Raw genomic sequence first — 13,372 nt, forward strand, 5'->3', positions numbered from 1 at the left:
TTTCGCATTGGCGGGCTCTATGAACCGTTCTTATTGACCGTTCGACTAGGTTTTTCGCATTGGCGGGCTCTATGAACCGTTCTTGTTTATACTACGAGAAAGGATCCCGCCTCTCCGTTCAAGAATTCCGACTTCCTAAAAAAGGAATTCCTCCTACAGCGAGTGGTGTGATCCCGCCATCGCTGCTATGCTTGAAAATCAAAATGGAAATTGCTATTGTTATCATGGAATAACCAATTATCATGACCGTTAAAGGAGATTGCAATGATTACTAAAATTGGGAAAATAACTATTTATGTAAATGATCAGCAACAAGCGAAAGACTTTTGGCTGAATAAACTGGGGTTTGTTTTAAAATTCGAACAGCCAATGGGACCAAACGCCGCCTGGATCGAAGTCGGACCAAGCGAAGATGAATTCACCACTTTGGTTCTTTACTCGAAAGCAGCAATGGAGCGGCAAAAGCCAGAGAAAGTGGCCCATCCCTCCATTTTGTTTAGCACAACAGATATCGAATCGGCATACGAAAAAATGAAACAAAATGGAGTAGAAGTAGAGGATTTATTACGATTGCCATTCGGAACCATGTTTAGCTTTAAAGACCAGGATGGAAATGAATATATTTTAAGAGAAGACAAATAACAAAAAAAACTCGCTAACATTCCAGCGAGTTTTCTTTTACCATTACTCAATTCCCGGAAACCATCCCGGCGTGTTGATAATCGCTTGCCAGAGCGGGTCTGGAACAACGAGACGTTTCTGACCACTTTTATCGATTTTCGTTTCAATTTCAGCTTCGCGTCCGCTTTCGATTTTTTCCACCCAATCTGGATCAATAATTAGCTCGCGTCCTAAAGCCAGCAGCGGTACACCCGTCTTCAATGCTTCCACCGCATCATCAGCTTTATAAACCGAGCCGACACCGATTACAGGAATTCTGCCGTCAACCCGTTCTTGAATGATCTCCAACCTTGAACGTGTATCGTCAATTCCCCTTCTCGGCTTTGCTTTGTAATCGGTTTGGGAAACATGCAGATAGTCAAGCTTTTTCTCAACTAAGGCATCAATCAGGGCAAGTGTATCAGCCATCGTAATTCCAGGCGTCTCAGGCTCCTCCGGAGAAAATCGATAGCCCACAATAAAAGGCTGCTTTGCATGCTGGGCAGCAACCTTCACGACTTCGTCGACAACTGCGAGCGGAAAACGAAGCCGCTGCTCAATTGAACCTCCCCAACGATCTTCCCGGCGATTGGAATGAGGTGAAAAAAATTGTTGAATCAAGTAGCCATTGGCACCGTGAATTTCAACACCGTCATAACCCGCCTCAATTGCCCGGCGTGTCGTTTCACCAAACGCACGAATAATCGCTTCGATTTCATCTTCAGGCAATTCCCTTGGCGTAACCGAACCGTTTCGCTCAGAAGGAACGGCACTGGCACTCACGACATCCCCATTTGGTACTAAATCGGGTGGACATTCCCGACCGCCGTGAAAAATTTGTAAAATCGCTTTTGCTCCCTCTTCCTTAATAGCGGAAGCTAATTGTTTAAGACTTGGAATCATTTCATCGCGATCGGCGGCAAATTCTCCTTGAAATCCTTTTCCGTTTGGCGCGACATATGTACATGCTGTCACCACCATGCTGACACCTTTTGAGCGGCGCGCATAGTAGTTTACCTCCTCATCAGACACTGTCCCATCCGGATTCGATGAAAAATTGGTCATCGGCGCCATCACGAGGCGATTTTTTAACGAAACGCCGATTGCAAAAGAAAACGGCTGAAACAATTGGCTGTATTTGGAATTCATTTAACAACAGCTCCTTTCCAAGCTAGTATCTTCTATAAATGATCAAATTATCGATTGATCCACCCTTCAAACTTAATTCAGTCGAGAATGAAAAACAACTTTCCTGCTCACTGGGTTTTTGCCGTGCCCGCCCGGAAATCCCTTCATATTTTATAGGGAATTTGCCCGACAAAAAAAGGAGAGATGTCTTGATGAACCCATACTATTATGATTTCCCTTACCACCTATTGCCCCAATATGATCCGAATCGAGAACCGCCGCAACAGCAAAGTTTTGAAAAAAGATTTAACCAGATGGAAAGGCAGCACGAGAGGATGGCAAAAGAACTAAGCCGTTTAAATGAAGAATTAAAGCGGCAAAATCAGGAGATTCATCGAATAAACGGAGAGATCAATCGAGTCAATCATGAGTTTCTGCGTCTGAATAATACGAATGAACAGCAGACACGCAGGCTCAATCGCTTGAACCAACGGCTTCGAGTAGTAGAGAACCGGTTAACCATTCCTTTTTCACCTACCGAAGGCGGATTTTAACAGCGCCCGTGATGGGGAGTTCTTTTTTAAAAATTCCCCATTCTGGTTTTCAGTTTTCCAGGTGATTCCGCGGGTTTCAGGAAAAATTCCGCGGCTTTTACCTTTTATTCCGCGAGTTTACGCTCCTATTCCGCGAGTTTCACCATTTATTCCGCGGCTGTCACAGTTTGTTCGCTAGGCAATTGTCACCAAGGCTATTTTTCCACGAGGAGGTTTTTCCATGTACAGTTACTCTTATTACAATCCCTTCCTTCACCGAAATCTATATCCGCCAGTGAACACGGCAACCTTCGAAGAATCGATTCACTCGATTCAATTTTTGATGAAACAAGGGAGCATCCTTCTTAACAGGCTCGGTGATGTCCCGTTTGCGGCAAAAATCATGACGGCTGCCCAACAAGGCAATAAAGCAAAAGTCGACCAACTGATTAAATCCATCGGACTTAACGTTCCGGTATCCACTCACTACACTCCATCTGGCATAGTTTTTAGCCTCACAACGGGCACCGGCCCACACGCCCCAGGCAGCTGCTGCACGTTAACCGTTTCCATGAAATGGGGCTTTTAAAATATAACCGACCGACCGATACAGCCGACCAAACCTGATACACTTGGAAGGCTTTTTTTGTCCCATTCCCATATGAAAAATAGATCCTGTCTACTTGCCAGAAAAGATTTGACGATTCTGGGGAGAAAAAATTTTCTAGTTCTCATTCAGATGGGAAAGCGTTACAATAAAAATACTATTTTAATCGACTGAAGGAGAACACCATTGGAAACGCAAACAAATAAATATCAAGAGCAATCTTTGTTCAGTATTACTTGGCCGCTGTTTATTGAATTGGCTCTTCGCATTGGTATGGGAATTATTGCAACCTTGATGCTTGGCCAGTACTCTGACGACGCAGCAGCAGGTGTCGGTGTCGCGAACCAATTGCTCACTATCTTTATCATCGTATTTAACGTCACTTCCATCGGCGGGACTGTCTTAATCAGCCAAAACCTCGGTGCCAACCGTTTACAACGCGCTCACCAACTTGCCCATTCCGTCTTTGGCTTGAATTTTTGGTTTGGAATCACCGTGGGAGTTATTGTGGTTGTGTTTGGTGAACCGTTATTAAATTTATTTAATACCCAGGGCAAAGTACATGAGTATGGACTTACATTTATTCGCATTACTGGCGGATCCCTTTTTTTTGAATCCCTGTCACTTGCATTAAGCGCAGTCCTCCGGAGCCACGGCTTTACGAAAGAATCGATGATCGTTACCGTTGCAATGGACTTCATTAGCGTTGCCGGAAACATCCTCGCTACAACCGGAATATTCGGACTGCCGATTACGGGTGTGATGGGTGTATCCTGGGCAATTGTTATTGCTCGTGCATTTGCCATAGTAGCTCTGATTTATTTTGTATACAGCAGACTTTTGTTAAAGATTGAGCTTAAAGATATTTTTAAAATGAACAAACCAGATATTCGTGAAGTGTTAGCGATTGGTGTTCCTTCAGCTGGTGAAAATTTATCCTATCAATTCTCCCAGCTTGTCATAACCGGCATTGTGGTGGCAATCGGCACAGATGCTCTTGCGGCACGGGTCTATATTTTAAACATTTCGATGTTTGCCTTTCTTTTTACATTGGCGATTGCCCAAGGTACACAGTTGCTTGTCGCCCGTTACATTGGCGGCAAGCAGTATGAACGCGCCCTTAAACGCGGTGTGAAAACGCTTAAAATTGCGATGTTAACGTCATTGGGAGCATCCCTTTTAATCGCTGTTACCGGCACATCGATTTTAAAAGTTTTTACGGCAAACGCCAACATTATTGCGATCGGGATTCCCGTCCTATGGTCGGTAGTGTTTATTGAACCAGGCAGAGCGATGAACATTGTGTTAATGAGTTCTTTAAAATCTGCTGGCGATGTCCGTTTCCCGGTGATAATTGGGATGATCTCAATGTGGGGCGTTGCGGTTGTCCTCAGCTACCTTCTGGGAGTTCATTTTGGCTTAGGGCTGCTCGGCATTTGGCTTGCCCAAGGTGCCGATGAATGGTTCCGCGGCATTTTCGCAATCAAGCGCTGGCTCAGCAGTCCATGGGAGCGGGGAAAGAAACGAAAACCGGTACCACATGTTCCTGGAAAAGTGAGCAGCTAATCTCCTTTACTGCCAATCCGTTTGTTTTCTATTTTACTGATCTGGATAAAAGGCATTCGGGGATCCACTAGTGCCCGTTTCGGCCTGAAAAATAGGAGAAGCGGGCATTATGGAAGCTAGTAATGACCGGTTTACCCTGAAAAATTGGAGATGCGGGCATTAGGGAAGCTAGTAATGACCGGTTCGGCCTGAAAAATTGGAGTTACGGGCATTATGGAGGCTAGTAATGACCGCTTCGGCTTGAAAAATTGGAGTAGCGGGCATTACGGGAGCTAGTAATGACCGGTTACGCCTGAAAAATTGGAGATGCGGGCATTATGGAAGCTAGTAATGACCGCTTACGCCTGAAAAATTGGAGATGCGGGCATTATGGAAGCTTGTAATGACCGCTTCGGCTTGAAAAATTGGAGTAGCGGGCATTACGGAAGCTAGTAATGACCGGTTCGGCCTGAAAAATAAGAGAACCGGGCATTACGGAAGCTAGTAATGACCGTTTCGGTCTGAAAAATTGGAGTAGCGGGCATTATGGAAGCTAGTAATGACCGGTTCGGTCTGAAAAATTGGAGTAACGGGCATTATGGAAGCTAGTAATGACCGATTCGGTCTGAAAAATTGGAGTAACGGGCATTATGGAAGCTAGTAATGACCGGTTCGGCTTGAAAAATAAGAGAACCGGGCATTATGGAAGCTAGTAATGACCGGTTTACCCTGAAAAATTGGAGTAGCGGGCATTACGGGAGCTAGTAATGACCATTTCGCCCCGAAAATTAGGAGATGCGGGCATTACGGAAGCTAGTAATGACCATTTCGCCCCGAAAAATTGGAGTAACGGGCATTACGGAAGCTAGTAATGACCGGTTCGGCTTGAAAAATAAGAGAACCGGGCATTACGGAAGCTAGTAATGACCGCTTCGGCTTGAAAAATAAGAGAACCGGGCATTACGGAAGCTAGTAATGACCATTTCGCCCCGAAAAATTAGAGTAGCGGGCATTACGGAAGCTAGTAATGACCGTTTCGGCCTGAAAAATTGGAGTAGCGGGCATTACGGAAGCTAGTAATGACCGCTTCGGTCTGAAAAATTGGAGTAGCGGGCATTATGGAAGCTAGTAATGACCGTTTTACGGATTGCCCTAATTCGGGATACCTTTTTTCTCGTTTATGAATGATTCCATCTGGTCGACTGGCAATGGTTGGCTGTAGTAATATCCTTGCACGATTTCACAGCCATTTTCCTTTAAGAATCGAATTTGACGCTCGGTTTCAACCCCTTCGGCAACAACTGCAAAATTCAAATGGTGCCCCATGTCAATGATCGTTTTGACCATCGCTCCTTGACTTTCATGCTGGTCAATATCATCAACAAACGATTTATCAATTTTTATTTTATTAATCGGAAGGTGTTTCAAATAACTTAAAGACGAATAGCCTGTGCCAAAATCATCAATGGATAAGCGGATGCCGAGGTCCCTTAATTCAGTTAAGATCAAAGTCGATTCTTCGAAATTTTGCATGATACTTTCGGTTATCTCTAAATCTAAGTTACCGGGATAAAAGCCAACCTCATCTAAGATCTCGACAACGGATTGAACAAAATGTTCGTCTTGGAATTGACGGGCGGATATATTGACTGCAATGGAAAAGTCATCGAATCCGGAATTTCTCCACTTTTCCGCCTGCTCGCAAGCCGTTCTTAGTACCCATTTACCAATTGGTACAATTAATCCTGATTCTTCAGCTAAGGGGATAAATTCATTTGGCGGAACTAAGCCATGCTTTGGATGCTGCCAGCGAACCAATGCCTCAATCCCAACCAGTCTGCCGGTCGATAAATCAATTTGCGGCTGATAATGGAGTAGTAATTCATTCTTTTCCAACGCTCTTCTTAAACCATTTTCCATTTCAATCTTCCGCTTCGATATTCGATCAAGCTTTTTAGAATAGAACTGAAAATTGTTTTTTCCTTTTTCCTTTGCAAAGTACATCGCCATATCCGCATTTTTCAACAATGTTGCTTTATCATTGCCATCATGCGGATACATGCTGATTCCAATGCTTGGCGTCACAAAATACTCTTGGTCGTTTACCACAATCGGTGTCGAAAATTCAGCTAAAATCCGCTGAGCCACCCGTGTAACGTTTGGCTTTTCGGCATTTTCCAATAAAATGATAAACTCATCCCCGCCATGACGGGATACCATATCATGGTGCTCAACTGCTGATTTAAGGAGATTTGCTGCTTTTTGCAAAACAAGATCACCAATGAAATGTCCTTGAATATCATTTATCATTTTAAAGCGATCAAGGTCTAAAAATAAGATCGCCAATGATTGTTTGCCTTTTTCATTTAGCACTTCGTCAAAATAGTGCTGAAATTTATTGCGGTTCGGCAAGCCTGTTAATGTATCATAGTAGGCCAGCTGTTTAATCGTTTTTTCCGCTTCCTTCCGCTCGGATATATCACGAGCAACAATTTGCCTGGCTGCTCTCCCTGCATAGATAATTCCCATTGTCGACATTTCAACGTCAATGAAGGAACCATCCCGTTTTTTTACTTGAAATTCAAAATGAGTACGCTTCACCGCTCCCAGATCGACTGCCTTTTCTTGTGCCTGAACTTCTGCCACAATTTTCTTTGGACCAAACTGCCACAAGGATTGACCAATGAGCTCGCTTGGACATGAAGCACCAAGCAACTGACACCCAGCCTTATTGATGTAATCTATTTTCTCATTGCTGACAACCGCGATAATATCTGGGGACATTTCGACCAAACTGCGATAGAGGTTTTCGCTTTCTTTTCGATCAGTTATGTCAAATAAGACACTGTTAAAATCGACCAATTGTCCATTGTCATCTGTAAAAGGAATGCCTCGGTCTTGAATCCAGCGAATCTCTCCATCCGGGCGGATAATTCTATATGTGCTCGTTACTGCCTGTCCTGAGCGAAGCATCTGTTCCCGTTCGATTAATACATGACGATCCTCAGGCACAATCACTTTCTTCCAAAGATCCCGATCTTTATAAAAATCATCCAGGCTGTAGCCATACAACTTTTCAATCCCAGATGAGATGAAAAGCTTGTCATTTTTTAAGTCATGCGACCAAAGGGCTACATCAAGGGCATCAAAGATGCTTGATAACTTCTGTTCGTTTTTTTCATATTCCGTCGTCGTCTTTTGTAGCCCTTTTAAAAATGAGTAAAAAATAATGATTGTGATCAATACCACAACAAGTGAGGCATGTGCAAATAATTCAAATGATTTAGGAAGAAACGGTTCTAACTCGTCAGCTATTTCAATTAAAATAAGCAAAATAAAGATAATAATCCATTTAAGCATGTTTTTTTCATACCAGTAATTTTTCATGTATGCACTTCCTACATCAGCTACTATCTCTCCTTTAAAAATAGCAAAAAAGAGATTTTCGAACAATGCGAATTCACCAAATTGACGTATGTTAATTTTTTCATGTCAGAGTGTGGACAACCATACGCTTTGATTTTTAAAAAACAGAGAAGACGATAATTGTCAAAGGGAAAGTCTTCTCATACTCAGTATTTCCCATTGCTTTCCCTGTTCTCGAAAAACGGTCGATTCAGTACAATCTTCATCCAATTGGAAAAGTTGCTTTTTTAGGCTATACTTTTCCTATAGGAGGGTGATTGGATGTCTATTCCGGATAATGGGGGATGAGGCAAGATACGAAGTGATTGATGGTCAGATTTTCAACATGTCCCCTCAACAAAGCATCAAGCCATTCAAAGGGAGCTTCTTACCGAATTCAACATCTATTTGCGCGGCAAGCAATGTAGGGATTCGGGTCTCCTCTTGATGTATGCTTTTCTGAAAAAGACAATAACATCACGAACATTAAGGAATGGGTTGAACCCGATCTTGTTGTCGTTTGTGACCCCAATAAAATTCAGGAAAACGGATTGTCGGTACTCCTGATCTCGTTGTCGAAATTCTTTCCAAATCAACCGTGAAAAAGGACAAATTGGTTAAATTCAATCGGTATCAAAAAGCCGGTGTGAAAGAGTCCTGGATTGTCGATCCCTCTAACGAAACGGTTGATATTTATTTACTGAAAAATTCAGTTTTCCAACACCAAAGCATTTTTTTCCGGGATGATCAAGTGCCCGTCCATTTATTTGAAAACTTTACTATTGAATTAGCTTCCATTTTTCAAAATGCCGAATGAAAATTGCCGCCTGTTAAATGAGCAGACGGCGGTTTTTTATGTTTGTAGATTTTCCAAAATGGTTTTTCTAAAAAATTTCTTTAAGCCTCTTGCTCAATCCTTTCGGCAAAAAAAATGAGTTTGAACGCGGTTCCTTTTCCTTTTTCACTTTGAACCTCGATCCGGCCGTGCATAGCTTGAATAATCCGGTAACTCACCATCAAGCCTAATCCCGTTCCTGTTTCTTTAGTGGAGTAGAATGGCTGGCCCAACCGGCTTAGTTCTTCCCTTGTCATGCCGAATCCTGTATCCCTAATTTCGATCACTGCCTTGTTTTGTGACTTGTAAGCTGAAATAGAAAGAGTTCCGCCCTGTGTCATCGCTTCAATCCCATTTTTAGCAAGGTTTAAACATGCCTGTGATAGTTTATTCCAATCCGCTTTAATGAAAAGGGGGTGTTTGATCTGCAAAACAATCTCGACATGGCGGGCGGCAGCATAAGAAGACATCACAGTCGCCACATGATTGACTAAATGACCAACGTCCAAACGATCCGTCTTATCAATTTGCGGTTTGGCATAGGATAAATATTCGGAAATAATCGATTCTGCCCGGTCCAATTCATCGATTGCTACTTTTAGAAAATACCGATTCTTCTCATCCTCTTGGGGAGTATTAAGCAGCTGGATAAATCCCCGGACAACAGTCAACGGATTTCGAACCTCATGAGCGATGGATGCTGCCAGTTCCCCCAACACCTGCATTTTCTCAGCCTGTTGAATTTCATTTCTCAATTTCATGTGTTCATGGAATGTTTCGATTAGAAAAACAGACAACCAAATGCTGAAAATATGAAGAATACAATATACTACAAAAAAGAGGAATATTTTTTCGCTATTTCCGGTGTCCAAACCTACCATCCGGTAATAACTGACAATTGTGACTGACAAGGATGCAAAAAGGGCCAACCCCATCGAGAGAAGCATTTTACGGAGACGAGAATAGTACCGGTACTTGGGCACGAAATAGCAGGTAACGGCTGTCAAGACTGTATACGCAATCACGGTTGTGAAAAACCCATCCCCACCTAAATAGAACCGGTAAATGTATAAAATGACTGTCGCAAACAATCCAACCTGATAGCCGCCATAAAGGCTGGCCAAAATGAAAGGAATGATACGCAAGTCATAAAAATATCCCGGAAAAATCGAAAATGGAAATGTCATGCACAAAACAATCGCCAAGGTTGACAATAAACCGATAGTGGTTTTCTTCCATTTCTGACTCGGTTCCAGTACAAAATAAATGAGAATCGATACAAGAAAAAACAAGATATTGAGCAAAAGTTTTTCTATGCCTACCACAGGTGTGTCTCCTTAACTGAAAAATAGAAGGTTGCCAGCATGACAACTATTTAAATATCATATGTGGTTTTAGCCACGAAAGAGATGTCAGAAAATTGAGTTAGCATAAGCTAACCCTTGTCCGAAGTCGATTCATCTCATGACTGAAGTCACGAGGGTTCTCGACTAATATCTAAATCATTCGATAATTTAGGACAATTTTCCTTCTTTTTGAACCATTTTTGTTGTATCGATTGCTCTTTTTCTGAAAAAATTTAGACCGCTTCTACTGCTATCCTTTAAGAATAATATGATAAGGTAAGTTCCTATTCCTATTATTTTTTCCTCACTATGGAAATACTGAATAAAAAATCATGAGGATGATTGTATGGGACTTCCGTTTTCAATTGCTTTAACAATGATAATTGGTCATTTTTTCTATTACCAAAAGAAGGCTTTAAATTTTTTGCAAAATTCCATTCTTTTTATGGCACTTACCCTTTTGACAACCAACTTGATGACAATTGCTGCGATGAATATAAACAAGCTAAAACTAACGGACGATCCGTATTTATTCTTGGCATTTCCGTTATACCGTGATGTCATCCTACCAATTATTGTTCTTATTTTTGTAAACGCATTCATTCTCTCGGATTCTTTGAAAATAAAAAGCACTCTTTTGGCGGCATACTTGTTCTCTAGCCTCGCAATCGACTATATTCATATTTACTTCGGGGTAATTGGCTATACAAAATGGCAGATTGCTTTTCCGGTTCTTTTTCACAGTGCTTATATTGCAAGCAGCCTTTTCATTGCTCAAATTATCACAAAAAAGGAGCAATGACGATATGACCATCGTATATGAAAATTCGTTTGATTGGAATGAATGGTTTGTCATCATTGCATTCGTTTCATTGCATTTTCTCTTTTGGAAAATGCCAAAGATCTTTACTCCGTTAAAGGCAACGGCTTTCTATCTTTATGGTGTTAGTTTTATCACTTTTTTCGACCATACGATCAGTGTTGGTCCATGGGATTTTTACGATGTAAATGACAGTTCCAATTACCAGTTTTTTGATTTCCTATCCTATATAACGATGGGGCCAGTCAGTTATTTCTTCCTCTATTTTTATGTAAAATGGGAAATAAAAGGATGGATGAATCTTGTTTTCATTCTCATAGGCTCCGGTTTTGCCCTTTTGGTTGAGTGGTTCGCAGTGCAAATTGATTTGTACCATTTTAGTAAAGGCTATCGGATGTGTTGGTCATTCCCGATTTACTTTTTTATGCAATCCTTTCTTATCGTTTACTACCATTTGGTGAATCGGAAAAACCCCCGGCCAGAAAACTGACCGGGAGTTTTTTTAGGCAACACGCTGTTGCTCTTGTGGTGCTTTTACTTTGTTGCCTTCCCATTTCGTGATGACAATGGCCGCAAGGGAGTTTCCAACAATATTCACCGCCGTACGTGCCATATCAAGAATCCTGTCGATTCCTGCAATAAAGGCAAGGCCTTCAACCGGAATCCCAACACTTCCCAATGTGGCAAGCAAAACAACAAACGATACACCGGGAACGCCGGCAATTCCTTTTGATGTCACCATTAAAACAAGAACCAAAGTAATTTGCTGACCGATACTCATGTGAATTCCATACATCTGGGCAATAAACAAGGCAGCAATCGCCTGGTACAATGTCGAGCCGTCCAGGTTAAACGAATAGCCTGTTGGTATCACAAAAGAAGTGATCGACTTCGGACAGCCGAGCATCTCCATTTTTTCCATAATCTTCGGAAGCACCGTTTCCGAACTGGAGGTTGAATAGCCTAAAATTAATTCGTCCTTTAAATAACGCAGCAGACTGAAAATATTGAAGCCTGCCAGCTTGGCCGTTAAGCCAAGGACAACGAGAACAAAGAAAATCATCGATCCGTAAACGACGAGTACCAGTTTGCCTAATGGGATTAGAGAGGTCACCCCAAATTTCGAAACGGTCACCCCAATTAAGGCAAAAACACCAAAAGGCGCAACTTTCATAATTTGATTGGTTACATAGAACATTGCCTCCGCAGTGCCTTTGAAAAAGCGCAATATCGGTTGGCCTTTTTCCCCGATTGCCGCAACCCCCAAGCCGAACATAACGGAGAAGAAAATAATTGCCAGCATATCGCCATTTGCCAGTGATTGAACGATATTCGTCGGCACAATATTCACAAACGTATCAATCATGGAATGCGATTCGGTTGATTTTGTTGTTGCCAGATAACTATTAATGTCTGTCTTTGTCAAATGGGAACGGTCGACTCCCGCACCCGGCTGGAAAACATTTGCGGCCAAAAGACCGACAGCTATCGCAACCGTCGTGATCAGTTCAAAATAAAGCAGCGTCTTCCCGCCAATTTTTCCTAGCGATTTCATGTCGCCAACACCCGCGACGCCAACAATCAAGCTGGATACAACTATCGGAACGACGATCATTTTAATGAGGCGAATAAAAATCGTGCCAATCGGCTGCAGGTAGGTCTCAACATTCGGGTTTCCGTAAAAAACCGCACCGACCACAATACCAAGAGCCAAGCCAATAAAAATCTGCCATGCTAAACTAACTTTTTTCATCGAATAGGCCTCTCCTTTTCTTTCAGATTATTTATTTAAAAGTGAAAAGTATTCTAATATAGCATTTTAAAGACATTGATTCATAGTAACAATATATTATTTAGATGAATTTAATCTTATTTTTAGATGAATTGGTTACGGTTTGAATGGCTGGGTGGAATTGGTGCACATGTAGGCAGAAAAGAATGGATTATTGAGATACTTTTTTTAAAGAAAACTTGCCGATTGGCGAGCCTTTGGCGAAGACAGAGGCATAGTTGCCCTTATGCGTTCAGAATTTATGGATGTAAATTCTGATTAGCTAAAAAAAATCACCGAATTTTCACTTCGGCGACCGGATTTTCAATTTAATCGTTTTGTGTATGAAAGAGAATCGCTTTTGCCTTTGCTACTAAATTTTCTTGATCGTCATAGATATGGCACTCGGCATGAGAAAGGCTTCTTCCTGTTTTTACTAACTTGGCAATGGCTGCCAACTTGTTGCCTTTCGCTCCTTTTATAAAAGTCACATCCAAATCGACGGTGACCGCTTTTTGCTTTCCATCCTCTGTTGCTCCAAGGGTATTGCAGAGCGCAACATCTGCAAGTGAAGAAATAATCCCGCCGTGAATGACCCCAACGCTATTTAAAAATAATGATTGGATTGGCATGACAATTTTAATACTGTCCTTATTTAATCGTTCATATTGAAAACCGAGGAACTCATCAAACGGCTGGCGAATAAACACGATTGACACTCC

General features: G+C 41.9%; 12 protein-coding genes. 7 read left to right on the forward strand and 5 right to left on the reverse strand.

Going from position 1 to position 13,372, the window contains the following annotated elements; translation table 11 throughout:
- Positions 1-264: 264 nt before the first annotated feature.
- Positions 265-642, forward strand: coding sequence for a VOC family protein (locus ACQYAD_RS02275; protein ID WP_430235081.1), 378 nt, complete (start codon positions 265-267; stop codon positions 640-642).
- 42 nt (positions 643-684) lie between these two features.
- Here the strand turns inward: ACQYAD_RS02275 and ACQYAD_RS02280 are convergent, their stop codons facing one another.
- On the reverse strand, positions 685-1,809 hold the full coding sequence (locus ACQYAD_RS02280; protein WP_430235083.1) for an NADH-dependent flavin oxidoreductase: 1,125 nt from the start codon (positions 1,807-1,809) through the stop codon (positions 685-687).
- A 191-nt stretch (positions 1,810-2,000) separates the two neighbouring features.
- Between ACQYAD_RS02280 and ACQYAD_RS02285 the strand changes: the two genes are divergently transcribed.
- The 3 genes from ACQYAD_RS02285 to ACQYAD_RS02295 all read left to right on the forward strand — a co-directional run bounded on the left by ACQYAD_RS02285 (position 2,001) and on the right by ACQYAD_RS02295 (position 4,494).
- Positions 2,001-2,342 carry a hypothetical protein gene (locus ACQYAD_RS02285; RefSeq protein ID WP_430235085.1) on the forward strand — a complete coding sequence of 114 codons (342 nt, stop codon included), beginning with the start codon at positions 2,001-2,003 and terminating at the stop codon, positions 2,340-2,342.
- A gap of 220 nt (positions 2,343-2,562) precedes the next feature.
- Positions 2,563-2,910 (forward strand): hypothetical protein, encoded by a 348-nt coding sequence (locus ACQYAD_RS02290; protein WP_430235087.1) that lies wholly within the window; start codon positions 2,563-2,565, stop codon positions 2,908-2,910.
- A gap of 204 nt (positions 2,911-3,114) precedes the next feature.
- Positions 3,115-4,494: an MATE family efflux transporter gene (locus ACQYAD_RS02295; RefSeq protein ID WP_430235089.1), complete on the forward strand. Its 1,380-nt coding sequence runs from the start codon at positions 3,115-3,117 to the stop codon at positions 4,492-4,494.
- 1,131 nt (positions 4,495-5,625) lie between these two features.
- On the opposite strand, the gene ACQYAD_RS02300 is transcribed toward ACQYAD_RS02295, so the two are convergent.
- Positions 5,626-7,860 (reverse strand): EAL domain-containing protein, encoded by a 2,235-nt coding sequence (locus ACQYAD_RS02300; protein WP_430235090.1) that lies wholly within the window; start codon positions 7,858-7,860, stop codon positions 5,626-5,628.
- A 568-nt stretch (positions 7,861-8,428) separates the two neighbouring features.
- Between ACQYAD_RS02300 and ACQYAD_RS02305 the strand changes: the two genes are divergently transcribed.
- On the forward strand, positions 8,429-8,695 hold the full coding sequence (locus tag ACQYAD_RS02305; protein ID WP_430235207.1) for a Uma2 family endonuclease: 267 nt from the start codon (positions 8,429-8,431) through the stop codon (positions 8,693-8,695).
- 80 nt (positions 8,696-8,775) lie between these two features.
- On the opposite strand, the gene ACQYAD_RS02310 is transcribed toward ACQYAD_RS02305, so the two are convergent.
- Positions 8,776-10,038 carry an ATP-binding protein gene (locus ACQYAD_RS02310; protein ID WP_430235092.1) on the reverse strand — a complete coding sequence of 421 codons (1,263 nt, stop codon included), beginning with the start codon at positions 10,036-10,038 and terminating at the stop codon, positions 8,776-8,778.
- A 367-nt stretch (positions 10,039-10,405) separates the two neighbouring features.
- Between ACQYAD_RS02310 and ACQYAD_RS02315 the strand changes: the two genes are divergently transcribed.
- Both ACQYAD_RS02315 and ACQYAD_RS02320 read left to right on the forward strand, forming a co-directional pair.
- Complete coding sequence (locus ACQYAD_RS02315; RefSeq protein ID WP_430235094.1) at positions 10,406-10,861, forward strand: hypothetical protein; 456 nt, start codon at positions 10,406-10,408, stop codon at positions 10,859-10,861.
- 4 nt (positions 10,862-10,865) lie between these two features.
- Entirely contained in the window at positions 10,866-11,369 is a 504-nt protein-coding gene (locus tag ACQYAD_RS02320; RefSeq protein ID WP_430235096.1) for a hypothetical protein, read from the forward strand.
- Between the two features lie 12 nt (positions 11,370-11,381).
- Here ACQYAD_RS02320 and ACQYAD_RS02325 read toward each other — a convergent pair whose 3' ends face one another.
- Entirely contained in the window at positions 11,382-12,632 is a 1,251-nt protein-coding gene (locus tag ACQYAD_RS02325; RefSeq protein WP_430235098.1) for a cation:dicarboxylate symporter family transporter, read from the reverse strand.
- A 347-nt stretch (positions 12,633-12,979) separates the two neighbouring features.
- A complete protein-coding gene (locus ACQYAD_RS02330; RefSeq protein ID WP_430235100.1) occupies positions 12,980-13,360 on the reverse strand; it encodes a PaaI family thioesterase in 381 nt (126 codons plus the stop codon).
- Positions 13,361-13,372 lie beyond the last annotated feature (12 nt).

The organism is Neobacillus sp. SM06 (genome assembly GCF_050496765.1).
In the GTDB taxonomy this organism is placed as follows: Bacteria; Bacillota; Bacilli; order Bacillales; family Cytobacillaceae; genus JAEVLT01.

Coding starts and splice junctions, on each gene's coding strand:
- ACQYAD_RS02275 (WP_430235081.1), top strand. CDS start 265: ATGATTACTAAAATTGGGAAAATAACTATTTATGTAAATGATCAGCAA.
- ACQYAD_RS02280 (WP_430235083.1), bottom strand. CDS start 1,809: ATGAATTCCAAATACAGCCAATTGTTTCAGCCGTTTTCTTTTGCAATC.
- ACQYAD_RS02285 (WP_430235085.1), top strand. CDS start 2,001: ATGAACCCATACTATTATGATTTCCCTTACCACCTATTGCCCCAATAT.
- ACQYAD_RS02290 (WP_430235087.1), top strand. CDS start 2,563: ATGTACAGTTACTCTTATTACAATCCCTTCCTTCACCGAAATCTATAT.
- ACQYAD_RS02300 (WP_430235090.1), bottom strand. CDS start 7,860: ATGAAAAATTACTGGTATGAAAAAAACATGCTTAAATGGATTATTATC.
- ACQYAD_RS02315 (WP_430235094.1), top strand. CDS start 10,406: ATGGGACTTCCGTTTTCAATTGCTTTAACAATGATAATTGGTCATTTT.
- ACQYAD_RS02320 (WP_430235096.1), top strand. CDS start 10,866: ATGACCATCGTATATGAAAATTCGTTTGATTGGAATGAATGGTTTGTC.
- ACQYAD_RS02325 (WP_430235098.1), bottom strand. CDS start 12,632: ATGAAAAAAGTTAGTTTAGCATGGCAGATTTTTATTGGCTTGGCTCTT.